Consider the following 22,594-nt stretch of genomic DNA (forward strand, 5'->3'; position numbering starts at 1 on the left):
GCTGTCACCCAGGTCGAACGTGGCGGCCCCTAAGACGGCACGGCGGGAGAGCTGGGCTCCCGCACCTCCGCCGAGGGGATCCGGATGGCGTGGGCGAGCTCGTCCGGGTGCGTCAGCTGGGGGTGATGGCCGGCGCCGGGGACGACCGTCACCGTGGCCCGGGGGAGCGTGTCCAGCAGCATGCGTCCCTCGGCGGTGAGCGGGTCGCCGGCTCCCACGATGACGTGCACGCTCCCCGCGTACCGCCGCAGCTTGGCCCGGAGGTCCGCGCGCCGGTCCTCCCGGCCGACGCCGGCCAGGAGCCGGGCGACGTCGGCGGCCACGCGGCCCCGGCGCAGGTCGGCGACGCTGGACTCCAGCGCCTTCGCGTACGCCACGTCCCCGGTGAGCCGCTGCGCCAGCGCCTCAGGGCGTACCCGGCCCAGATAGCGGCGGCTCAGGAACGCCGACCGCGCGGCGAGACCGGCGCGCGCCTGGAGGAAGAACGGCGACACGAGCGTGAGCCGGTCCACCAGATCGGGACGCGCGAGTGCCGCCTCCAGGGCGGCCGCCGCCCCCACGGAGTGACCCACCAGGTGACGGGCGCCGGTCTCGTCCACGAGCGCGGTCAGCCAGCGCGGCCAGTCCCCGAGCCGCCCCGCGCTCAGCCCCAGCCCGGGCAGGTCCACGACGCGGGCGTGGTCCAGCGCCGCGGCGACCGGGGCCCAGGTGTCGGCGTTCACCGGCAGGCCCGGCAGGACCACGGTGGGCGCGTCCGGTTCGCCGAGTTCGAAGGTGCGGACCCCGCCGGGCGCGGTGAAGCGCCGCCGACCTGCGGGGACGGCTCCGAACCGGTGCGCCGCCAGGTGGTCGGCCCAGCGCAGGACGGACGTGGTGACGTCCGGCATGGCGAGGCCGTGCCGGGCGGCGAAGGCGTCCGCCGGACCTGTGGGGTAGCGGTCGTCCGAGAGGAACGTCAGCGTCTCCGGGTCGGCCTTGGTGAGCACTCGGGGCAGGCGCTTCAGGAGGGACACCGGGATCCGCGTACGCGGCGCTCTGACCTGGTAGTGCTCCGCGACGCGGGCGAGCAGGTCGGGCAACGCGGGCGTGTCGTCGTCGAGCACCCAGTACGCGCTCCGCTCGGCGGCCTCGTCCAGCGGGAGCAGGGTCATGAACCGGGCCAGATGGTCGACCGTGACCACCGGCACGAACGTCGTGGCGCCTCCCGGCAGTGCCGCCATGCTGCCCTGCCAGATCTCCTTCACGCTCGACGCGAGGCCCAGTTGCTGGTCCGACTCGCCGGTGACGCTGTCGCCGATCACGCTGGAGGGGTTGACGACGGACCAGGGGACGCCGAGCCGCTCCGCGGTGGCCTTGAGCACCGCGTCCGACTCGACCTTCGACGCCTCGTACGCTCCCAGCGCCTCGTACGTCTCCCGCCGTCGCTCGTCGCTCCAGGGCTCGGGGTCCTGCCCGCCCACCCGGTAGCCGGAGACGTGCACGAGGCGGCGCAGCCGGGGCAGCCGCGCCGCGAAGGCGACGACGGCGCGGACGCTGTCGACGTTGGCGCGGCGGGCCTCCTCCGCCGGCATCCCGAACCGGTAGGCGCCGGCGCAGTTGTAGATCTCGGTGACGTCCGCCGCGTCGCCGCGGATCAGCGACGGCGTCTCGAAGTCGACCCGGAGATCGGCCGGGGCCTCGCCGTGCCCGTGCTCCTCCAGCCAGCGGACCAGCCGCCGGTACGACTCGGGGCTCCGGGTGGCCGCGCTCACCCGTACGCCGGCCTGGCCGAGCGCGAGGATCAGGTGGCGGCCGATGAGCCCCGTCGCCCCGAACACCAGGGCGTGCCGGCTCATGACAGCCTCTCCCCGGCCAGGAGCGCGGCGATGACGTCGGCGGCGCAGCGCAGCGGCTCCACCGACCGCCGGGCGCGTGACATGATCATCGCCCCCTCGACCGTGCTGACCACGGCCGTCGCCAGCGTCCGCGCGGCGGCGGCCGGGCGGCCCTGGGCCACGAGGTACTCGGCCATGGGGTCGATCCAGGAGCCGAACGCGTCCGCGCAGGCCTCCCGCAGCCGCTCGCTCTGCGCGCCCATCTCCAGCGTGACCACCGAGACCGGGCAGCCGAGCTGGAAGTCGCTGTCGGTGAGCATCCCGGCCAGCACGTCGATCACGCGCCGGACCACGTCGCCCGGGCTCCCCGGCTCCAGCGCCGACTCGACCACGAGGGCGCGGAACCGCTCGGCGGCGAGCGCGACGGCCTTCTCGCCGAGCGCCTCCTTCCCCTCGGGGAAGTGGAAGTACAGCGATCCCTTGGGAGCGCGGGCGTGCTCGACCACGGTGTTGAGGCCCGTGCCGCTGTAGCCGCGGGCCTGGATCAGCTCGAGCATCGATTCCACCAGCCGTGCGCTGGTTTGCGCGCCTTTGGTTCCTATCATGCGGAAAATATAGACCGGTCTACCTATTTTTCCAACTATATGGTGATGACGACCTTCCCCCGGGCGTGGCCCTTCTCGAGGTAGCGGACGGCTTCGGGCAGCTCCTTGAGCGGATACGTCCGGTCGATGACCGGCGTGATCTTCCCGGCTTCGGCGAAGTCCCGCAGGAGTTCGAGATCCTCGCTGCTCGTCCGCGACAGCATGGGCGCCAGCCGCTGGCTCATGACCATGGAGAGCGCCATCAGCTTGAGCGGACCGGTGAAGGGCGCCAGCCACAGCCCTTTGACCGGCCCCCCGACGGCCACCAGCACCCCCTTCGGGGCCAGCACGCGCCTGATCTCGGACAGCGAATGGTTTCCGACCATGTCGATCATCGCGTCGTAGCGCCGCCCGGCCCGGGTGACGTCGTCCCGGGTGTAGTCCACGACGTGGTCGGCGCCGATCGAGCGGACCATCTCCACGTTCCCGGTGCCGCACACGCCGGTGACCTCGGCCCCGTACGCCTTGGCGAGCTGGACCGCGAACGTGCCCACGCCTCCCCCGGCGCCGTTGACGAGGACCCGCTGCCCGGCCCGGACGCGCGCCTTGTCCCGCAGCGCCTGCAGGGCGGTGAGCGCGGCCACCGGGATGGCGGCGGCCTCCTCGAAGGTCAGGTTGACCGGCTTCTTCAGGAGCATCGCGTCCTGGCGGAAGCAGGCGTACTCGGCGAACGCCGCGCTGCGCGCCTCCGGCTTCGCCCGGCCGCCGAACACCTCGTCCCCCGGCCGGAGCCTGGTGACGTTCCTGCCCACCGCTTCGACGCACCCCGCCAGGTCGGCGCCCATGCCGATGGGCTTGGGCCGTGACAGGCCGCTCATCGAGCGGACCACGTACGGCGTGCCCCTCATGAAGTGGTAGTCGAGCGGGTTGACGGCGGCCGCCTTCACGCTGACCAGGACGTCGTCGTCGCCCACGGCGGGTGGGTCGACGTCGTGGAGCTCGAGGACGTCGGGCGAGCCGTACCGGTCATAGCGGATTGCCTTCATGGTGCCCCCTTGGACGAGTTGCCGGCAGGACGCGCCGCGCGGCCGCGTCGCTGGTCAGCGTAGGCAGCCGCCTCCGAGCGCGGATATCACGGAAATTCGTGATTTAGGGGGCCAATCGATCCGCCGCCGGGAGTAGTGTCCAGATCAACGATGGCCAGACCGCCGCGCCGCTCGGGCAACCTGCCGGCCGAAGCGACCAGCTTCATCGGCCGCCGCCACGAGCTGGCAGAAGTCAGGAAGAAGCTCACCGAGGCCCGGCTGGTCAGCCTCGTCGGGCCGGGCGGCGTGGGCAAGACCCGCCTCGCGGTGCGGATGGCGTCCGGCCTCGGACGCGGGTTCCCCGGCGGCGCGTGGCTGGTCGAGCTGGCCGAGGTCCGGGATCCGGCGCGGGTCGGCGACACCGTGCTGGCGACCCTGGACCTGCGGGACCAGGCGGCGGCCGATCCCCTGGCCCGGCTGCCGGCCCACCTGCGCGACAAGCGGCTGCTGATCGTGCTGGACAACTGCGAGCACCTGCTCGAAGCGGCCTCCCGGCTCGTGACGGAGATCATGAAAGCCGCGCCGGGCGTGAGCGTGCTGGCCACCAGCCGGGAGCCGTTGTCGGCGCCGGGTGAGCACGTGGTGCCGGTGCCGCCGCTCCAGCTGCCCGTGGCCGGGCCCCTCGCGCGGGTCCGGCAGAACGAGGCGGTCACGCTCTTCGTGGAACGGGCCGCGGCCGGATCGGGCGCCTTCGAGCTGACCGCCGCGAACCAGGCGGCCGTGGCCGAGCTGTGCCGCCGGCTCGACGGCCTGCCGCTGGCGATCGAGCTGGCGGCCGTCAGGACGCGGGTCCTGTCCGCCGAGCAGATCCTCGACCGGCTGTCCGACCGGTTCGGCCTGCTCACCGGCGGAGTACGGGCCGCAATGCCCCGCCATCAGACCCTGCGTACCGCCATCGACTGGAGCCACGACCTGCTGGCGGCGGGCGAGCAGGCGCTGCTGAGGCGGCTGTCCGTGTTCTCCGGCAGGTTCACCCTGGAAGACGTCGAGTCGGTCTGCGCGTGGGACGACGTGCCGGCGGAGCGGGCGCTGGACCTGCTGTCGTCGCTCGTCGACAAGTCCCTGGTGATGAAGGAGGACGCCGGCAGCCTGGCCTGCTACCGGCTGCACGAGACGATGCGCGAGTACGCCGGGCTCAAGCTGCGCGCGGCCGGCGAGGAGGAGGCCGTCGAACGGCGCTGCTCCGGCTACTACCGGTCGAGGTGCCGCCGGTCCGCGGCCGAGGCCCGGGTCCGGCTCCTCGAGTGGCTCGCGTGGATGGACCTGGAGATCGACAACATCCGGTCGGTCCTCAGGCGCTGCCCGGCCCACGAAGGGGTCGACCTCGTCTACTTCCTCGGCTGGTACTGGATGACGCGGGCCACGAGCGAGGGCGTCCGATGGCTGGACGAACTGCTCGCCTCCGGCCCCGGCGACCCGCCGACGCGGGCTCATGGGTACTTCATGCGCGGCTTCCTGGCCGTGCTGCAGTCGGATCCGGCCGCCGCCCGCCCGGCGCTCGAACGGGCGGTGACGGCCGCTCGGGAGGCGGACCTGCGCAGTCTGCTGTCGCAGTCACTCTCCCTCGCCGCGAACATGGCCGGCGATCGCCTGTCCAGCAGGCGCCTGTCCGAGGAGGCCCACTCTGTCGCGGCGGCCCTCGACGACCTCCCGGCCACGCTCATGGCGCTGCAGTCGCGAGCGCTGAACGGCCTGGCCGACGGCGACCTCGACGACGTCAGGGCCGCGGCGTCGCAGGGCGTGCGGATCAGCCGGGAGATCGGCGACCTCTACAGCCTCGGCATGATGCTGCTGAACCTCGGCTCGGCCATGCTGATGGCCGGCGCGCTCGACGAGGCGAAGCCGCTGCTCGCGGAGGCCCTGCCGATCGCCCACCGGATCGACGACCGGGTGGCGCAGTACTGCCTGCTCGACGCCCTGGGCTGCCACGCCGCGGCCTCCGGACAGGCTCAGGTCGCGGCGCGGCTGCTCGGAGCGGCGGAGACGGTGCGCACGGGCGCCGGCGCGAGCCTCCAGCCGTACCTGACCCGGCTGGTCGCCCGGGCCGAGGAGTCGGCGACGGCGGCGCTCGGCGAGCCCGGGTTCAGGGCCGAGTACGAGGCCGGCGCACGCCTGAGCCGCGACGCCGCGATCAGGCTGGCGCTCGGCGAGCCGGCTCCCGCCGCCCGGGCCGCCCCCGCCGACGCGGGGCCGCTCGGGAAGCGGGAGGCGGAGGTCGCCCGGCTGGTCGCCGACGGGCTGAGCAACAAGCGGATCGCGGCCCGCCTGTTCATCTCCGAGCACACCGTCGACAGCCACGTCCGCAACATCCTGAACAAGCTCGGCGTCAACTCGCGGGCGCAGATCGCGGCCTGGATGGCGGCGTCCGGTCAGGCGGACGGGCGCAGCAGCACGGCCAGCGGGTCGGCCGCCTTCGACGAAGGGTCGTCGGAGACCGTGTAGACCCGTCCCGCGCCGTTGCCGACGGTGATCCGGTAGGTCATCAGGTCGGCGCCCACCTCCCCGGACCCGCCCTCGGCCGTGGCGGCGTCGATGGCGGACAGCGCCTCGTACACCCTGGCGGCCTGAGGCTCGGGGAGGTCGTCGGTGTCGTACTCACCGACGGCCTCCTCGATGCCGGCGAAGCCGCCGGTTCTCTCGATCTTCACACGCATGTCTGACTCCCCCTGCCGTACCGCACGATACGGCGAGGTGTTACTTGAACGCCTTCTTCAGCGCGCTCAGTTCCGAGGCGAGGATGTCGTCGTCGTGCAGCTGGCCCTTGGTCGTCAGCTTGTCGGCGCCGATCACCTGGAACTCCGGCAGCTGCATGGTGCCGCAGCAGCTCGAACGGTCCTGCACCGCGCGCAGGCTGGCCGACGACGCGTCGGCGGGCTTGACGTTGGTGATGTCCTTCGCGGTCTTGCCGTCGCCGGTGTAGTCGGCGTTCCTGAAGTCCATCTCGCCGGAGAGCATCTCGGAGAACGGCGTGGGCGACGTCACCACCTCGCGGAAGGCGAACCGGTTACGGATGAAGGTCCGGTAGATGTTGGGATCGCCCTGGGCGGCCGAGACCTGCAGCATCTGGTTGACGACGTCCGTGTAGGTGGCCTTGGTCGCGGGCGCCTTCACGATCGCCTTGAACAGCAGCTCGCACAGCTGGTTCGCGACCTCCATGAGGATCACGGTGGGGCTCTTGAGCGCGCCCTGCCGGGTGCGTTCGAACGCGTAGATGTCGGCCAGCACGTCGTAGATGCCGCCGGTGAACACCTGCGAGATCGCGTGCACCTCGTTGCTGACCTCGCTCAGCTTGAGGTCGTTGTCGGCGTTGCGCAGGCCGAACGGCCGGCCGAGCGCCTGCCCGAACTGCTCGGCCAGGGCCGACAGGAACGACTTGGCGTGCAGGTTGGCCTTGGTGAGCGCGACGAGCGCCTCGGCCTGGTCCGGCTGCGCCAGCGTCAGGAAGACCGCGGTCAGGTCGCCGAACGACTCGTGCAGGCCGCCGGTCTGCGGCGGGTTGTCCGCGGCGAGCCAGCCCGGCTTGAGCCCGTCGAGGATCGCGTGGCCGGTCTCGTGCGCGACGATGTCCAGCGAGCGGCAGGTGAAGACCTGCTGCGTGGTGCCGGTCGGGGTGAAGAAGAGGAACTTCAGCGCCTTGGCCGTCCTGGTGTAGAAGGCGTTGGCCCCGACCGCGGCGTGCGGGAAGACGGTGAGCCGGTCGAGGTTCCCGCCGGTGTTCCAGGCGAACGGGATGGGCGTGCCGCCGTTGTGGCGCTCGTACATCGTCAGCGTCTCCCGGACGACCGCGTACGTGTGCGAGCAGTCGAACTCCGGCGAGTTGGGGACGAAGATGAAGTCGCCGTTGACGCTGCGCGCCACGGGCGTGGTGCCGGGCAGCTGGGTGATGATCCGGGCGTCGGTGGGCCCGTTGAGCACCGGGTTGGGGATGAAGATCGGCCTGACGCCCAGTTCGGCGACGGTGGGGTCCTGCTTGTAGATGAGGATCCGGGGCCCGACGATCGGCGGGACCGGGATGGGGACCGGAGCCGGGGCCGCGCGCTGAACGGGCGCCGGTTCGATGGTGAACGGCGGCTGCAGCAGCAGCTTCGTCGTGTCGGCCACGGCCGTCCCGATGACGGCGCGGCCCTCAGGGACGCTCTTCTCCCGCACTTCCTGAATGATCATCTGATCTCCACTCCCCGTAACTCGGGCGCGGCGACAATTTGGACGCGCCTATCGAGTCGTGCCCGGACTTGGATAATCAGGTGCACATGGGAAATCAAAGCTTCGATCGGACATTCTGCTAGGGCGTCGTCCGCAGTGGGGGTGGCACGATCTTCTCGTACGTGGGGAGGTGCTTGACCAGGCCGGTCGCGCGGTGGAAGGCGATGGCCGTGTCGAAGGAGGCCCGCGTGAAGCCGATGCTCTCCGGCATCTCCGTACGCATGAGACCCGGCAGCTCGGTCAGCGCCTTCGGGTCGATGCCCTTGAGGTAGACGGTCAGCAGCCGCGTGATCTCGGCGGGGTCGGCCTCGTGGATGAAGCGCTGGGCGCGCTCCAGCCCGGCCTGGAAGGCGGCCACCTCCTTGGGCTTCTTGTCGATGATCCGCTGGGTGGTGAACACGACGCCGTGCGCGGTCCGTTCCAGGCCGGGCACGTCACCGGCGGCGGGCGAGATGAAGCGGGTGCCGATGCCGGCGGCGGCCGCCTGCTGGGCGATCGGCTGGAAGAAGGCGAGCGCGTCCACCCGTCCGGCCTTGAGCGCGCCGAGCGCCGCGGCGGCGGTGCTGCCGAGGTTGACCAGCTCGCAGTCGGTGGCGGAGTCCATGCCGACCTTGGCGAACAGGTAGGTGACCAGCGCCTCGGTCCCGCTTCCCGGCCCGGTGATGCCGATCTTCTTGCCGCGCAGGGCGCGGATGCGCTGGTCGAGCGGGTCGGTGGCGGCGGCGCCGGTGAAGGAGGAGCCGACCACGACGTCGACGTAGTAGCGGTCGACCAGGTTGGCCACCAGCCTGCCCTTGTCGTCGATCCTGGCGAGGTTGAGTGCGTCGGTCAGCACGCCCGCGCCCAGGTCGATGCTGCCGGATTTGAGCGCTGCCGCGACCTTGGCGCCGGTGCCGAGCCTGGGCCGCTCGCCGAGCGTGACCCCGGCCTGGGTGAAATATCCCTTCTGTTCGGCCACGAAGAGCGGGAAGAACGCGATCGAGTTGCTGATCTGGCCGACGTTCAGCACGCCGGGCGGCGTCGTCGAGCTGCGTTGCGCGCAGCCGGTCACGGCCAGGACGAGGGCGGCCAGGATCGGCAGGACGGCGCGCCTCACCGGTCGGCCCCCATCGGCTTCCAGCGGCCGGCCCGGCGGTCGAGCAGCCCGACCAGGAGGTTGAGCAGGGCCGCGATCACGCTCAGGACCGCCAGCGTGGCGAACACCCCCGCGGTGTCGAACTGCGCGGCCGCGTCGTTGATCAGATAGCCGAGCCCGCGGTTGGAGGCCACCAGCTCACCGATCACGGCGCCGATGAGGGCGTACGGGATGGCCACCTTGAGCCCGGTGAGCAGCCCGGTCATGGACGACGGCACGACCACCTTGATCATGATCTCTCTCCGGCCGCCGCCCATCAGGCGCACGGCGTCGATCAGGCCGCGGTCCACCTCGCGCACGCCCGCGGCCGTGTTGAGGAAGACGAGGAAGAACACCGTCGCCGCGGCCAGCAGCACCTTCATGTGCATGCCGATGCCGAACCAGACGATGAACAGCGGGGCCAGCGCGACCTTGGGGATCGCGTACAGGGCCATGACGAACGGATCGAGGACCCGGTAGACGGCGGGCGCCGAGGCGAGCAGGAAGCCGGTCAACGCGCCGGCGACCGCGCCGACCACGAAGCCGTACACGATCTCCTGGACGGTGATCCAGGTGTTGGACCACAGCGTCCCGTCCTGGTGCCATTGGACGAGGCGGGTCCAGATGTCGCTCGGCCTGCTGGTGAAGGTGATGTCGAACCACCGCTCGGCGGTCAGCTCCCACACGACCAGCAGCGCCGCCACCAGCAGCGTCCGCAGCGACCAGACGGTCACGGTGCCGCCGTGCCTGCTCCACCAGCTCCGGTCGAGGTTCACGGTGTGGACGGCGGTCATCGCGCTCCCTCCCGCAGGGCGCCGGTCAGCTCGCGGTGCAGGGCGACGAAGTCCGGGTCAACGCGCAGCTCGTCGGCGTCCCTGGGTCTGGGCAGGTCGATCGGCCGGTCGAGCACGATGCGGCCGGCCCGGCCGAGCACGACGACCCTGTCGCCGAGCAACAGCGCCTCCTCGATGTCGTGGGTCACGAACACCACCGTCTGCCCGCTCTCCTCCCACAGCCGCAGCAGCTCCGCCTGCAGGTCGCCGCGCAATTGGGCGTCGAGCGCGCCGAACGGCTCGTCCATGAGCAGCGTCTCGGGGTCGCCGGCCAGCATCCTGGCCAGGCTGACCCGGCGGCGCATCCCGCCGGACAGCTCGCGTGGGTAGTGCCGCTCGAACCCCTCCAGGCCGACCTTCTTGATGAGCTCGGCCGCGCGTTCCCTGCGCGGCCGCGCGGGCACGCCGCCGATCTCCAGGGGGAGCTCGACGTTGCGGCGGACGTCCCGCCACGGCATGAGCGTGTCGGACTGGGTGAGGTAGCCCAGCTGCGTACGCGGGCCGGAGACCGGCTCGCCCCGGTACGCGACCGAGCCCGCGGTCGGCGTGGTGAGACCGGCCATCAGGTTGAGCATCGTCGACTTGCCGCAGCCGCTGCGGCCGAGCACGCTGACGAAGCCGCCCTCCGCGATCTCCAGGTCGAAGTCACGCAGCGCCACGATGCCGACGTCACCCTTGACGAACTGCTTGGCCAGCCCGCTCACCTTGATCACCGGACCGCCCGTCCCGCGCCCGCCGCCCGCGCTCGTCGCACGCTCAGCGCCCGCGCCGCTCATTCCGCACCCGCCAGCCGACGGGAGTTGCCGACGGCCATGGTCCGGATGTCCTCCTCGGTGAAGCCCTCGGCGAGCAGCCGGTCGGCCAGCAGGGCGAGACCGTCCTCCACGGGCGGGTTGAACGGCTGGCCGAGGTCGCTGGAGAGCACCGAGTGCTCCGGGCCCACGGCGTCGATGTGCTCGTACCACGTCTTCCAGGTGACCTTGCCGGAGTGCGGCGTGGTGAAGCAGCGTTCGAGCAGCGCGCCCTTGGCCGCGAGCGCCCGCTGCCGGTCGATCGCGACCCGCTGGGAGGTGAACTCCGGATGGGTGATCACGATGCGGCGGACGCCCTCCTCCGCGGCCGCGTCCACCACCGCGTCGATCTCGTCCGCGCTGAGGTGACCGGTGGCGAGCGTCATGTCGTGCCCGGCGATCACCCGCAGCACCTGCCGGGTCCGCTCCAGCACGGCTCCGCCGGGCTCCACGACGTCGACCGGATCGGCCGCCATCCCCGCCTCCCGCAGCTCGGCCTGCAACCGGGCCCACATGGGCGGCGTGGCCCCCTCGGGGTCGCCGGCCGTACAGGCCCGCTGGTTGGCGCTGTCGACGGTGGGCAGCCACACGACCTGCGCGCCGCCGCGGGCGGCGATCTCGACGGCGACGGGGTTCATGCCGCCCACGGACGCGTTCAGGGTGATCGCGCCGACCGCGCCGAACCCGGGCACCGCCGCCCGCACCACCGCGGCCCGCTCCGTCGTGGGGACGTAGTGCGACTTGAGCACGAACCCGGCCAGCCCCACCTCCGCGAAGCGCCCCGCCAGGGTGAGGTCGTCTATCCGCCTGCGCATCACATCGGGTGCCACGTGAATGTGGATGTCGTAGGCGCCCGCGACGAGCTCACGGGCTCGGGCGGAAGGCTTGGGATGGTCCGCCATACGTGGTCCCCCAATGTCGTTGGTCATCTTGGGAAACAGATTGTTTACAATATCGGCGACAACCGTCAAGGGGTTGCCACACAACACCTTGATCACATAAATCTGCTTGGATTGTCAACAATTTTGTGGCGAGAATCGCGCGACTGCACCGCGCTCGACGTCCCGCTATGACGCGGCCGCCACTTCTTGCCGACCGCAGGCCCGGATCTTGTATCCGCCAGGTAGACGCGCTGCGTATCGGATCTGTTACACCCTGTGATGGAGCTGCCCTGGAAGCCCTCCAGGCTGCACCGACACGAGGAGAAACCGTAATGAAGTCGAGCACACGCGGCATGCGCATCGCATCGATTACCGGCACCGTCGCCCTCGCCATCCTGGCTTGCGCCGCCCCCGCCACGGCGGCGGCCCCACCCGTCTCCGGCTCGGCCCGGGCCGGAGACATCTGCCTGTACAGCGGGCGGGACTACACCGGCTCGTCGTGGTGCTGGAACCCGGGGAACGGCTACGTGGACGTCCCTCCGGCCCTGCACGACAACGTGGGCTCCTTCATGGCGCACGCCGACGGATGTTTCATCAACTGGATCCACGTCCCCGACCGCAAGGAGACACGCGTCGTCCGGGACGGCGACTACCGCAGGGTTTACAAGGACGACTTCGGCGGCAAGATCGACGCCGTGGCGCCCCGCTGCTGAGCCCCTGAGCCGAGCCGGACACGCGGGCCCCGGGCGCACGCGGCGCGAAGGGGCCCGCGCGCGCCGGGAATCTAAATGAGCAAAACGAAACCTCTTCCAGGTCCTTACGCGTCTCTCAGATAACCAGCCTCATCGGCTGCACAGAGGGAGGCCGTAATGGACCTTGTCCTGCTGATTCTCTCGGTGGCCCTGGCGGCGATCACCGTCACCATCGCCTTCGCGATCAAACGCGAGCACGCCGCCACCCGGGCGGCCGCGGCCGGATCCCGCGCGCGCGACCTCGATCATTACGAACTCGCCTATCTGGCGGGCGGATCCGGGAAAGTGGTCGACACGGCCATCACGCTCCTGGCCGAAAACGGGGAGCTGCGCGTGTCACGGGGGCCGCGCTTCTACACCGTGTCCAAGAGATCCGCCATGGACGAGCCTGTCGAGCGGGAGACTCTGGCCGCCGTCGCGGCGAACGACGGTCCGTCAAGGTTCCTGGTGAGCCGGGCCGTGGGCGGTGGCCCGGCCATGAGGGAGCTGGAGCACCGTGTCGCCGAGCTGGGCCTGATCGTGACCGATGCCCGTCTCGCACGGCTCACGCGGCTGGCCCGCGGGCTGCGGGTGATCTCCGTCCTGGCGGTCGCCGGGGTCGTCGCAGGGGCGGTCGTGCTCGCCGCAGGCCCGACGCCGTTACCGCTGGTCACCGTACTCGTCCTGCTGGCCACCGGGATCGGCGCGGTGGGCGTGCTCGCCGGCGACAGGAAGTTCAGGCGGGGCAGGCTCACGGCCGACGGCGCGGCGGAGCTGGGCCGGGTACGCCAGGCGCACCCCGCGGGCTCGGGAAACGGACCGGTGTACATCGCGCTGTACGGTCACTGGGCACTGCGCGACACGGACCTGAGCAGGGCGCTGGACACCTACATCCCCCGGGCCGCATCTCGACGCAGGCCGCGGTCGACGTCCGGCAGCAGCGGCGGCACCCATTCCGGTGGTTGCGGCGGATCGACCTACAGCGGGTCGAGCTGCGGCAGCGGGTCCTCGTCCTCGGGCTGCGGCAGCGGCTCCTCAGGCTGCGGTGGCGGGTCCGGTTGCGGGGGCGGCGGTTGCGGGGGCGGCGGCAGCTGACCCGCCCGACCTACTCAAGGCGTTCACCTGCCCGCCCCAACGCGACGCCACTCCCCCAGGACGACCATCCGGGCACGGTGTGGGCTCTGGCCCATCCCTCACCTGGCCCGAACCTACGACGGCAGGCCCGAAGCGAGCGATCGGGACTGGCCGCATCACCACGCATCCGGGCCCGATCACGAGGTTGACCTGCGCAACGGCCAGTCAGGCGACGCGATGCCGGACCGTGCGCAGCGCGACACCTCCGCGTTGACAGGCAAGTGACGACTTGCCTATCATCGCCGCATGGGCGACATCTTCAAGGCCCTGGCCGACCCCACCCGGCGGACCATCCTCGACGAACTGACCGAACACGACGGCCAGACCCTGTTCGAGATCTGTGTCCGCCTGACGAGCCGACATCAGCTGAGCCTGACCAGGCAGGCCGTGTCCCAGCATCTGGCGGTGCTGGAGGAGGCCGGGCTGATCACCACGCGCAAGCAGGGGCGGTACAAATTCCACCACCTCGACACCACTCCCCTGGCCGCCATCTTCGAACGGTGGCCGATCACCAGGAAAGGACAGACACCGTGAAGATCTACATCACCAGCGTGTTCGTGGACGACCAGCAGAAGGCCCTCGCCTTCTACACCGACGTGCTCGGCTTCATCAAGAAGCACGACATCCCGCTGGGCGGGGCCCGGTGGCTGACGGTCGTCTCGCCGGAGAACCCCGAGGGCACGGAGCTGCTGCTGGAACCGGACGGGCACCCCGCAGTCGGGCCGTACAAGAAGGCGCTGGTCGCCGACGGCATTCCGGCCGCCTCGTTCCAGGTCCCGGACGTGCAGGCGGAGTACGAGCGGCTGCGCGGGCTGGGGGTGACGTTCACGCAGGAGCCGCTGGCGGCGGGGCCGGTGACCATGGCGGTCTTCGACGACACCTGCGGGAACCTGATCCAGATCGTGACTCCGGCCTAGTGCTGCTTTGCCATGCCGAGCCGGCAGGGGGCGAGACGCGGGTCAGGGGGTTCTGAACGCGCCGGCGTTGCGCGCGCACCAGGCGGCGAAGGTGCGGGGCTTGCGCCGAAGCAGGCGTTCCACGGTGTCGGTGCGGAAGCCGGCGGTGTCGGCGCGCATGAGGTGGAATCCCTCGATGATGGCCTCGGCCAGCGCCGGAGGGGCCCCGTTGGGGAATCGGGAGGCGACGGCCTCCTCCGCCGTGGTCACCGCCCGGATCGCGATCTCCCGGCCGGCCGCCGCCGCGAGGATCTTGACCTGCTCGGTGATGGTGAACAGCTCCTCACCGGTGAGGACGTACTCCTGGCCTTGGTGGCCGTCACCGGTCAGGGCCAGGGCCGCGACGGCGGCGATGTCGGCGGGGTCGATCGGCGCGTACCGGCCGGGGCCGACCGGATCGAGGACATATCCCGCCTCACGGATGGTGGGCAGCCAGTCGAAGGCGTTGGTCATGAAGCCGCCGGGCCGCAGAAAGGTGGCCGGGATGCCGGACGCCCGGATGGCCTGCTCGCGTTCGTGGTGCCAGCGGCCCATGGCGGGCATGGGGTCGCCGAGCACGTTGAACGAGGACAGGTGCACGATGTGGCGCACCCCGGCGGACCGGGCGGCGGCGACGGCGTGCCGGGTGTGGTCGAGGCCGATGCCCGGGGTGAGCAGGAACAGCCGGTCCGCTCCGGCGAAGGCGGGCGGCAGCGTCGCCGGGTCGTTCAGGTCCGCCACGACCCGTTCGACCCGTTCGGGCAAGGTGGCGGCGCGGGCCGGGTCGCGGACCAGGACGCGGAACGGCACGCCGGTCCCGTCCAGCTCGCGGACGAGCTCGCGGCCGACGTTTCCGGTGGCACCGGTGACCAGTATCATGAGAACTCCTAAATCGTGTACCGGTTAATGATCGAGGGGAACGTTAACCGGTACACGATCTGCTGTCAATCGCCCCATGCCGCACTCGCGACATCACCGGAGGTCCTCGACGTGCCTGAATTCCTGGACGTGCATAGCAAGACGTCGAAGGCGCTGCGGGCGGCGGCCGAGACGGCCGTGCGACGCCACGGGCTGCACCTGGGGCAAGATCACCTCCTCGCGGTGCTGTGGCAACAGGACGGCCGCACCCCGGGCGAGGTCGCCGCCGCGCTGAACGTCACCACCCCCAACGTGGTCAAGGCGGCCACCCGGATGACCGCGGCGGGCCTGCTCACCCGACGCCGCGACGACCGGGACAACCGCCTGGTCCGGCTGTGGCTCACCGACGCCGGACGCGCCCTTCAGGCACCCATCGAGAAGGAACGGCGGTTACTCGAGGAAAAGGTCACCGCCGACCTCACCGAGACCGAACGCGAACATCTCCTCAGCGCACTCAGGAAGATCCACCGATCGGCGAGCGCCCTGCTGGAGGCCCCCATCGACCACCGCGACCCGACCACCACCTGACCCTGGGCCGGCGAGGCGACGCACCGGCCGAACCGCTTACGCCTCGGCCGTAAATGCCAAAGTGGTCACCCTGAGTGGCGGCGCCTGCACATTCGGGAGAACATCGAGGGGTACCTGGAACCCCCCGTCCCGGCGAAGGAGCCTCGCATGCTGGCGAAAGTGGCCGATGGGATCGCTGACCGGTATCAAAGCCTCCAGAGGTGGGCGAGCGAGCGGTTCGCCGACAACCCCCGCGAGGCGGAGATCGCAAAGTACGCGGTCATCGTGGTGTGCGTCTCGGTCGTGGCCCTCATCTCGGTCACGCTGTTGTGGCTGGTCGTCATGGTGCTGGCCGGCCTGGTCAACGGCGTGGCCCATGGCCTTGCCACCGGCCTGACGTGGACGCTGGAACGGGTGGCCGACTGGCACCTCACCGAGGTCATCACCAAGCCGGTCCATGACTACATCACCGCCCACGCCGCCGGCCTGCCCTCCGGAGCCGAAGCGATCTGGTCGGCGTGGGCGCTGACCGGGCCGGGCCTGTGGCTGCTCTGCTGGCTGCTGCGGTCCTGGGGAGCCCGCCTGGCCTGGGTCCTGTACGGCGCCGGCACGGTCGGGATGGTCTACAGCGCCAGCCCGGCCGATGGGCAGTTGCTCGCCGCGGGCATCGCCGTCCTGTACTGGGGCGTGCTGTCGGTGTTCGCCTTCCGCGGCGTCGGCCGCCGCCGCCCGACGGTGCAGGTCCACCCGGCCCCCGACGTCAGCACCACGCTGGTGCAGCTGCGCGAGTACCTGAACGAACAGTTCGAGGACGTTCAGGCTCGCATGACCAGCATCGAGGCGGCGGCCAAGGACGAGCTCGCCGCCCGGCGGGCAGACTCATGAACCGTCGACGTGCCCACCCGAATCTAGCGTCGATCGCTCCACGAGCCGCGGTGCACGACCTCCTCCAGCGGCCTCCTGCCGCGCTTCAGCGAGGGCGAGCGCTTGTCCTGCGCCCGGTATCCCATGCTGATCACCCCGATCGGCGTGTACGCCTCCGGCACCCCGAAGGCCTCCTTGAACGCCTTCGTCCGCTCGCCCGGCGGGATCCCGAAGAAGCAGGCGCCCAGCCCCTCGTCGACGGCGGTCAGCAGCATCAGCAGCGAGGCGAACCCGGTGTCGATGTCCCAGTACGGCACCGGCCAGCGGGCCTCGTCCCTGTCCTCCCAGCCCTTGTCGCCCTCGGCGTACCGGTCGAGGTAGGCCTGCTTGTGCGACAGTGCGACGATCAGCAGCGGCGCCCGCCGCAGCCCCATCCCCCACTCGGAGTCGTCGGTGGACGCCTCCCAGAACCGCTCGCGGTCGGCCGGATCCTCCAGCACCAGGAACGCCCAGCCCTGGCTGAACCCGGCGGAGGGCGCGTGCAGCGCGTTGCCGAGGATCCGGTCGACCACGGCGGCGGGCACCGCACGGTCCGGGTCGTAGTTCCGGACCATGCGGCGCCGCCGTACCACCTCTTGAAACTCCATAGGAGTCAGTATCGCTCGGCGATCCCCGTGTTGATCTCGACGAGGGCCACCATCGCGTCCGTGACGCCGATGAGGTCGGGGTCGGCGAGGGTCTGCTGCGCGTGCTTGGCGGCCTCGCCGACCGTGTGCAGGTGCAGCCGCTCGATCGTGATCGTGCGGACGGCCGTCGCCGCGTTGATCCGCCTGCTGCCCACGTTGAAGTACGTGGTCAGCAGCTCGGCGCGGAGGTTGCGCGGCGGCAGCAGCGGCAGCGTGAACGCGGCCGCCACCTCGTGCTGGGACAGCTGGCCGTCGGGCGTCGAGCCGTCGATCCCGTCGAAGCGGGTGTCGGTGGCCTGGACCCTGGCCAGCAGCTCCGATGTCCGCATCGAGGGGAAGGCCAGCCAGATGCCCTGCGGGCGCGGGTCCCTGCTCGGCGCGGTCTCGGTCACGGTGCTGGTGGAGGTCGCCGTGGCCGGGGTGTAGGAGCAGCCCTTGGCGTTGCCGTAGGAGACCTGCGACTGCCCGGTCAGGACGGTCCCGCCCACCACGAGCAGGCTGGAACGGCTGCTGAAGGCCACGGTCGTGGTCGAACCGGCCGCCAGCGTGCCCAGATTCCAGGTCAGCGTGCCGCCGTCGACCGCGTCAGGCTTGGGGCCCGCGCCCTTGTCGAGGGCCGTGCTGTAGTACACCTCGGGCGGCAGCTTGTAGGTGAGCTTGGCTCCGGTGGCGCTCGCGCCTCCGGTGTTCTTCACCGTCAGCGTGGTCGTCACGGCCTCGGCCGCGCCGGCGGTGGGCGTCGCGCTCGCCGTCAGGGTGAGCTTCGGCGCCTTGACCGTGGTCGAGGCCTTGCCGGTGTTGTCGGAAGTGTCCTCCTCCGCGCCTCCTGCCACGTTCTTGCCCACGACGGTGGCGGAGTTGGTGACCGTGGCGGCGTCGTCGGTCGCGCACGGGATCGCATAGGTGAAGGTCTCGCTGCGGCTCGCCCCGGCGGCCAGGTCGGGCAGGTCGCGGGCGACGGCGGTGCCGTCGGGCAGCGTGTCGGTGAGTTTGACGGACTCCGCCCCGCCCTTGCCGACGTTGTCCACCTTGACCGTGTAGGTGAGGGTGTCGCCGGGCTCGGCCGACTCCTTGTCGACGGTCTTGGTGGTGGCCAGGTCGGGCGTGTAGAAGTCCTGGAAGCCGGCCTCGATCTTGGCCGCGGTCACGAAGTCGATCTCACGGCCGGACTCCACGCCGGCGCCGGGCTTGGAGACGTCGAGCTTCAGGTGTCCCCAGTCGTCGTAGTCGGTGAGGATCAGGTCGCGGCCCTTGTCGTCGCTGCCCGCCAGCGGCGTCGACTGGCACGTGTTGTCGGCCCCCTGGATGATCGCGTCGCTGAACTGGACGTCGTCGCCCATCCTGGCGGAGTCGATCGTGTTGTTGGTGCCCGCCAGGACGCACACGTCGTCCTCGGAGTTGATGTCGGCCGCGATCGTGGGCGGGTCCTCCGTCCCGTTCACGTTCCAGTCCAGCCAGTCGACGGCCGGGTCGACCGGGCCGTACTGCTCCGGCTTGCTGGGGATCTTCCAGCGCGCGTAGTCGTCGCCGGGGCCGATGGCCTTGCTCTCGTCGAGGTGATCACGGTCGAGCCGGGGCATCCTGCCCTGGCTGTAGTCCAGGCGGCGGGGCGCCGGGTCCAGGCCCGTCGGGATTCCGGCCGGCTCGTAGGCGTAGTTCATGATGCTGAGGTAGTTGGGCTTGTAGTTGGTCCGGGTGTCGCCGCCGTGGGCGAGCCCGAGCGCGTGTCCCAGCTCGTGCATCAGCGTGCCGGCCTGGTCGCGGGCCGTACCGGAGAAGACGACGTCCGGACCGCTGCCTGGCTTCATCAGCTGGATGTCGTCGGAACCCTTCTTGACCTTGCTGTTGCAGACGTGGTCGGGGCCGACGCCGATCTGGCTGCCCTTGAGGAAGTCGTCTCCCACCACGGTGGAGTCCAGCTTGCCGTTCGGGCCCCCGTCGACGCACCACGTGCGCCACTCGCCGAGCGTGACGATGAAGTCGCGGTTGCCGCGCCTGGGGTCGCAGCACCGGCCGGAGACCATGCTGCCGGCGGTGAGGTCGTGGGCGAAGATCGTGTAGTGCGCGTACGGCGCCAGCTGCCCTGGCAGGTCGGCCGTCCTGGCGTTGGCGAAGGCGGTGTCCTTCTCCGTCATCACGGCCTGTTCCGGAATGCCCGTGCCGACGATGGGGATGAAGTCCACCCCGTCGTCCAGCGGGACGCCGCCGTAGGGGCAGGGCTGGGTGGCCGTGGCCGGGCCGTCCTCGAAGGCGCGCCTGAGCTCCTGGAGCGCGGCGTCCTTGGGCCGGTGGGTGTGCTGGGAGTCGCCGGTCATCCAGTCGATCCACACGATGACCGTCTTGCGGCAGGGGTTGGCGCCCAGCTGCTTCAGGTCGAACCTCATCGAGTCGTCGGGGTTGCGGATGCCGAAGCGCTCGATGACGTCGGGGATGCCGTCGCCGTCGATGTCGGGCAGCGGGCCGCTGGTCCGCTCGATCCTGAAGCCGATCCCCGCCCGCTTGCCGTCGTGCGCGTTGGGGAAGTTGGGGTCGCCGTCGCCCTCCACGTAGGTCTGGCCCGGCGTGAGCAGGTCACCGGGGTCGGTCCAGGTGTCGGTGCCGATGTCGTACTGGAGCTCGAGGTCGTCGTCCTGGTTCTGCGGGCTGATGTCCAGTTTGTCGTCGCCGCCGTTGAGGCCGCCGTCCTCGTCCCAGAGGCGGATGAGGATCGGCACCTTGGTGGTGTCGTCCGGGACCTGTACGTCCTGGGTGAAGATCCACGGCGGGTCGAACGCGCTGGGATCGAAGTCGTCGTCCTCCACCGCGCTCCTGCGCTGCAGGTCGCCGTTCCCGATGCGGATCTCGGGGAAGTAGTTGCCCGTGCCGTTGTCGGGACTCTCGATCTGGTGGATCTTGTTGATCGTGAGCCGGAGCGTGACGCCCGTACTGGCCTGGGCGGCGGGTGTGCCGACCACCACCAGGCTGAGCGCGATCAGGGATAACACTGTGAGTAAGCGCATGCTGCCAGGATGAAGTGACCTCGCGGGACGCACATGAGTAAGGTCTACTCAGAACCTTGGGCGCTTCGCGGTCGTCATACCAACCATGATGAAGCTCTTGATCACCGTGGCCGCCACCCTGACGCTCGCCGCCACCCCCGCCCTCGCCCAGACCAAGCCGGTTGTCGGTCCGAACGGTTTCGGCGGGCTGAAGCTCGGCATGTCGCTCAAGCAGGCCAAAGCGGCCGGGATCACCAAGAAGATCGACGGCGGCACCGACGGCTGCTCGGGCTGGGACCTGAAGAAGTATCCGACCGGCAAGGACAACGTCGGCCTGTACATCTCGCCGAAGCTGGGTGTGGCCGCCTTCTTCGCGCCCAAGGCCGCCAAGACTCCCGAAGGCGTGGCGGTCGGGACGGCCAAGTCGCAGCTGAAGAAGGTCTACCCGCACCTCAAGCAGGACACGCACGGCTTCTGGGTGACCACGGTGCCGGGCAACACGAAGGCCTACTACTCCTTCACCGTCCTGCACGGCAAGGTCACGGAGTTCGGCATGGCCCTGAAGAAGCAGGACTGCTTCAACTGAGCGGCTCTTCCGCAGGGTCACCGCACACAGCGCTGAGATCGGACACCCGGCAGGGCTGCGGTGCGGTCGTGGACGACCCGGGCGGGGGCGGCGTCGGCGGCCTACCGTGAAGGCGTGGCCGGGTCGTTGGCGGCTGGGGTGGCGTGGCAGGGGATCGAATGGTCTCCCGGGTGGGCCTCGGTGGGATGGCTGGCGGGGGTGGCCCTGTTCGGGCAGGTGCTGGGCTGGTTGCTGGTGGCGATCTGCTCGCCGCGGCTGCCCAGCTACCTGGGGGCGATCCTGCTGCTGCTCACCCCGGTGGGCGCTGTGGCGCTGGGCGCGGCGGTGCTGGGTGAGAGGCCGACCATGCCGCAATTGGCTGGTTGTGTGCTGATCCTGGCGGGTGCGTGCGTGGTCGGCATCCGTGCACCGGCGACGAACCAGACGGACGACGCGGACTCGAGCAGGGACGCGGGCCGGCGGACATGACCTGTCAATCGACATCTACGAGAAGGCCTTGGCGCGGACATCGGAGGAGCGCGAAGGCGCGGCGACAAGCTGGTCAGCGAGGCGGCGCGCGGCCATCGGCTCCTCGTCGTCGCTGAGCTGCCACTACGCATAAGCCTGGGTGTCGGTGAGCTCCAGCTCATTGGATATTCCTCGTATATGCCGCCCTCGGACGTCTCATCGGCCCGGGGCGCGGCGCCCCATCCGGTAGACGGCCAGCGGGCGCCGCAGCGCGGTGATGTCGGAGAGCGGGTCACCCGCCACGGCCAGCAGATCGGCGTCGAACCCGGGCGCGATCCTGCCCTTGCGCTCCCCCACCCGGCAGACGCGGGCCGCGCCCGATGTGATCGCCCGCAGCACGTCCAGAGGCGCGTACCCGTGCTCGACCAGCATCTCCGCCCCGTACGGCAGCACTCCGTGGGGCTTGGGCGGCCCGATGCCCGCGTCCGTCCCGATGACGAAGTCCACCCCGGCGGCCTGAACGGCCCGCAGCGCCTCCACCATGCCCGCCATCCGCTGCTGGATGCGCGGCGGCAGCGGCGCCGGGCCGGGCACCACCCCCGCCGTGAGGGACACCACGACGTCGGCGGCGGCCAGCCGGGCGATCATCGCGTGGTCCACCGCGTAGGAGTCCTCGGTGAAGAACGAGCAGTGCTCGATCGAGTCGAACCCGGCGTCCAGGACATGCGCGATCCCCTCCGCGCAGTGAACGTGCCCGGTGATCGGCAGGCCGTGCGCGTGGGCCTCGTCGGCCGCCGCCCTCAGCTCGGCGAGGCCGTACTGGAGCAGGTGAGAGTGCGTGCCTGGCGTCATCTCGCCGCCCGTCACCATCATCTTGATCACGTGGACGCCGCGCGCCGCCCGTTCCCGTACGGCCTCGCGCACCCCGTGCTCCCCCGCCGCCTCACCGCCCAGGAACCAGCAGTGCCCCCTGGGAGTGGTGATCGGCGGCCCGGCGGAGAGGATCTCCGGCCCGTCGAGCCCGAGGTCCAGCCCGAGCGCCAGGTAGTCCCGGTCCCCCAGGTCGCGTACGGTCGTCACCCCGGCCGCGAGGTGCTGCCGCGCGGCCTGCCGCATCCGGTCGGCGAGCCCCGGCGGTTCCAGCATCGCCACGACGTCGCGGCTCGCGTCGAAGGCCAGGTGGACGTGGCAGTCGATGAGTCCGGGCAGCAGCGTGGCCTCACCCAGGTCGACCGTGGCGGGCACCTCGGTGGTGATGCCGGTGATGCGGCCGTCCTCGACGATCACCACCTGGTCGTGGCGCATTTCCTGGCCGTCGAAGAGACGGCGGGCGCGTAGGGCGAGCATGGCTCCACCGTCGCGCCCTCGCGCCGCGATCGCCTGAGTATGCCCTACTCAACTTCGCCCGCGCCCCCAGCCCCGATGTCGACCACCCCGGATCGCGAGCGCCACCACCGCGATCCCCACGGCCGCCCTCGGCACCGCGCCGAACGCCGCATGGTG

General features: G+C 70.9%; 22 protein-coding genes. 9 read left to right on the forward strand and 13 right to left on the reverse strand.

What is annotated here, in order from left to right; all coding sequences use genetic code 11:
* Positions 1-29: 29 nt before the first annotated feature.
* The 3 genes from AB0J87_RS26965 to AB0J87_RS26975 all read right to left on the reverse strand — a co-directional run bounded on the left by AB0J87_RS26965 (position 30) and on the right by AB0J87_RS26975 (position 3,444).
* On the reverse strand, positions 30-1,835 hold the full coding sequence (locus AB0J87_RS26965) for an alpha/beta fold hydrolase (protein ID WP_363969428.1): 1,806 nt from the start codon (positions 1,833-1,835) through the stop codon (positions 30-32).
* On the reverse strand, positions 1,832-2,371 hold the full coding sequence (locus AB0J87_RS26970) for a TetR/AcrR family transcriptional regulator (protein WP_363969430.1): 540 nt from the start codon (positions 2,369-2,371) through the stop codon (positions 1,832-1,834). Before AB0J87_RS26970 ends, AB0J87_RS26965 begins: the two co-directional genes overlap by 4 nt.
* Positions 2,372-2,454: 83 nt before the next feature.
* On the reverse strand, positions 2,455-3,444 hold the full coding sequence (locus AB0J87_RS26975) for an NAD(P)-dependent alcohol dehydrogenase (protein ID WP_363969432.1): 990 nt from the start codon (positions 3,442-3,444) through the stop codon (positions 2,455-2,457).
* A gap of 135 nt (positions 3,445-3,579) precedes the next feature.
* Between AB0J87_RS26975 and AB0J87_RS26980 the strand changes: the two genes are divergently transcribed.
* Positions 3,580-5,925, forward strand: coding sequence for a LuxR C-terminal-related transcriptional regulator (locus AB0J87_RS26980; RefSeq protein WP_363969434.1), 2,346 nt, complete (start codon positions 3,580-3,582; stop codon positions 5,923-5,925).
* On the opposite strand, the gene AB0J87_RS26985 is transcribed toward AB0J87_RS26980, so the two are convergent.
* From AB0J87_RS26985 to AB0J87_RS27010, 6 genes are all read right to left on the reverse strand, one after another.
* Positions 5,853-6,137, reverse strand: a complete 285-nt coding sequence (locus AB0J87_RS26985) for a protealysin inhibitor emfourin (RefSeq protein ID WP_319719532.1) — start codon at positions 6,135-6,137, stop codon at positions 5,853-5,855. The two genes, AB0J87_RS26980 and AB0J87_RS26985, sit on opposite strands and share 73 nt — an antisense overlap.
* Positions 6,138-6,177: 40 nt before the next feature.
* A complete protein-coding gene (locus AB0J87_RS26990) occupies positions 6,178-7,647 on the reverse strand; it encodes a hypothetical protein (RefSeq protein WP_363969436.1) in 1,470 nt (489 codons plus the stop codon).
* A gap of 118 nt (positions 7,648-7,765) precedes the next feature.
* Positions 7,766-8,782, reverse strand: coding sequence for an ABC transporter substrate-binding protein (locus AB0J87_RS26995; RefSeq protein ID WP_363969438.1), 1,017 nt, complete (start codon positions 8,780-8,782; stop codon positions 7,766-7,768).
* Entirely contained in the window at positions 8,779-9,594 is an 816-nt protein-coding gene (locus tag AB0J87_RS27000; protein ID WP_363969440.1) for an ABC transporter permease, read from the reverse strand. The genes AB0J87_RS26995 and AB0J87_RS27000 overlap by 4 nt, the downstream gene beginning before the upstream one ends.
* Positions 9,591-10,409, reverse strand: coding sequence for an ABC transporter ATP-binding protein (locus AB0J87_RS27005; protein WP_363969442.1), 819 nt, complete (start codon positions 10,407-10,409; stop codon positions 9,591-9,593). Before AB0J87_RS27005 ends, AB0J87_RS27000 begins: the two co-directional genes overlap by 4 nt.
* Entirely contained in the window at positions 10,406-11,326 is a 921-nt protein-coding gene (locus AB0J87_RS27010; RefSeq protein ID WP_363969444.1) for a DUF6282 family protein, read from the reverse strand. Before AB0J87_RS27010 ends, AB0J87_RS27005 begins: the two co-directional genes overlap by 4 nt.
* Before the next feature lie 311 nt (positions 11,327-11,637).
* Here AB0J87_RS27010 and AB0J87_RS27015 point away from each other — a divergent pair, with 311 nt between their 5' ends.
* The 4 genes from AB0J87_RS27015 to AB0J87_RS27030 all read left to right on the forward strand — a co-directional run bounded on the left by AB0J87_RS27015 (position 11,638) and on the right by AB0J87_RS27030 (position 14,087).
* Positions 11,638-12,018 carry a peptidase inhibitor family I36 protein gene (locus tag AB0J87_RS27015; RefSeq protein WP_355202498.1) on the forward strand — a complete coding sequence of 127 codons (381 nt, stop codon included), beginning with the start codon at positions 11,638-11,640 and terminating at the stop codon, positions 12,016-12,018.
* A 156-nt stretch (positions 12,019-12,174) separates the two neighbouring features.
* Entirely contained in the window at positions 12,175-13,131 is a 957-nt protein-coding gene (locus tag AB0J87_RS27020) for a TIGR04222 domain-containing membrane protein (protein ID WP_363969446.1), read from the forward strand.
* A gap of 285 nt (positions 13,132-13,416) precedes the next feature.
* The gene (locus AB0J87_RS27025; RefSeq protein WP_363969448.1) at positions 13,417-13,704 is read left to right on the forward strand and encodes a metalloregulator ArsR/SmtB family transcription factor; all 288 of its coding nucleotides are present in this window, start codon (positions 13,417-13,419) and stop codon (positions 13,702-13,704) included.
* Positions 13,701-14,087 (forward strand): VOC family protein, encoded by a 387-nt coding sequence (locus tag AB0J87_RS27030; protein WP_363969450.1) that lies wholly within the window; start codon positions 13,701-13,703, stop codon positions 14,085-14,087. The genes AB0J87_RS27025 and AB0J87_RS27030 overlap by 4 nt, the downstream gene beginning before the upstream one ends.
* A gap of 42 nt (positions 14,088-14,129) precedes the next feature.
* On the opposite strand, the gene AB0J87_RS27035 is transcribed toward AB0J87_RS27030, so the two are convergent.
* Positions 14,130-14,984, reverse strand: coding sequence for an NAD(P)H-binding protein (locus AB0J87_RS27035; RefSeq protein ID WP_363969452.1), 855 nt, complete (start codon positions 14,982-14,984; stop codon positions 14,130-14,132).
* Positions 14,985-15,095: 111 nt separating this feature from the next.
* On the opposite strand from AB0J87_RS27035, the gene AB0J87_RS27040 reads away from it, so the two are divergent.
* Both AB0J87_RS27040 and AB0J87_RS27045 read left to right on the forward strand, forming a co-directional pair.
* Positions 15,096-15,551: a MarR family winged helix-turn-helix transcriptional regulator gene (locus AB0J87_RS27040; RefSeq protein WP_363969454.1), complete on the forward strand. Its 456-nt coding sequence runs from the start codon at positions 15,096-15,098 to the stop codon at positions 15,549-15,551.
* A gap of 147 nt (positions 15,552-15,698) precedes the next feature.
* Positions 15,699-16,415: a hypothetical protein gene (locus AB0J87_RS27045; RefSeq protein WP_363969456.1), complete on the forward strand. Its 717-nt coding sequence runs from the start codon at positions 15,699-15,701 to the stop codon at positions 16,413-16,415.
* Between the two features lie 23 nt (positions 16,416-16,438).
* Here the strand turns inward: AB0J87_RS27045 and AB0J87_RS27050 are convergent, their stop codons facing one another.
* Both AB0J87_RS27050 and AB0J87_RS27055 read right to left on the reverse strand, forming a co-directional pair.
* The gene (locus AB0J87_RS27050) at positions 16,439-17,041 is read right to left on the reverse strand and encodes a nitroreductase family protein (protein ID WP_363969458.1); all 603 of its coding nucleotides are present in this window, start codon (positions 17,039-17,041) and stop codon (positions 16,439-16,441) included.
* Between the two features lie 5 nt (positions 17,042-17,046).
* Positions 17,047-20,079: a CARDB domain-containing protein gene (locus AB0J87_RS27055; protein WP_363969460.1), complete on the reverse strand. Its 3,033-nt coding sequence runs from the start codon at positions 20,077-20,079 to the stop codon at positions 17,047-17,049.
* Between the two features lie 85 nt (positions 20,080-20,164).
* On the opposite strand from AB0J87_RS27055, the gene AB0J87_RS27060 reads away from it, so the two are divergent.
* Both AB0J87_RS27060 and AB0J87_RS27065 read left to right on the forward strand, forming a co-directional pair.
* Positions 20,165-20,644, forward strand: a complete 480-nt coding sequence (locus tag AB0J87_RS27060; protein WP_363969462.1) for a hypothetical protein — start codon at positions 20,165-20,167, stop codon at positions 20,642-20,644.
* 60 nt (positions 20,645-20,704) lie between these two features.
* Entirely contained in the window at positions 20,705-21,112 is a 408-nt protein-coding gene (locus tag AB0J87_RS27065) for a DMT family transporter (protein ID WP_363969464.1), read from the forward strand.
* A gap of 195 nt (positions 21,113-21,307) precedes the next feature.
* Here the strand turns inward: AB0J87_RS27065 and AB0J87_RS27070 are convergent, their stop codons facing one another.
* Positions 21,308-22,438 (reverse strand): amidohydrolase family protein, encoded by a 1,131-nt coding sequence (locus AB0J87_RS27070; protein WP_363969466.1) that lies wholly within the window; start codon positions 22,436-22,438, stop codon positions 21,308-21,310.
* Between the last annotated feature and the right edge of the window lie 156 nt (positions 22,439-22,594).

Origin of the sequence: Nonomuraea sp. NPDC049625, assembly GCF_040675285.1 — a bacterium.
Taxonomy (GTDB): Bacteria; Actinomycetota; Actinomycetes; order Streptosporangiales; family Streptosporangiaceae; genus Nonomuraea; species Nonomuraea angiospora_A.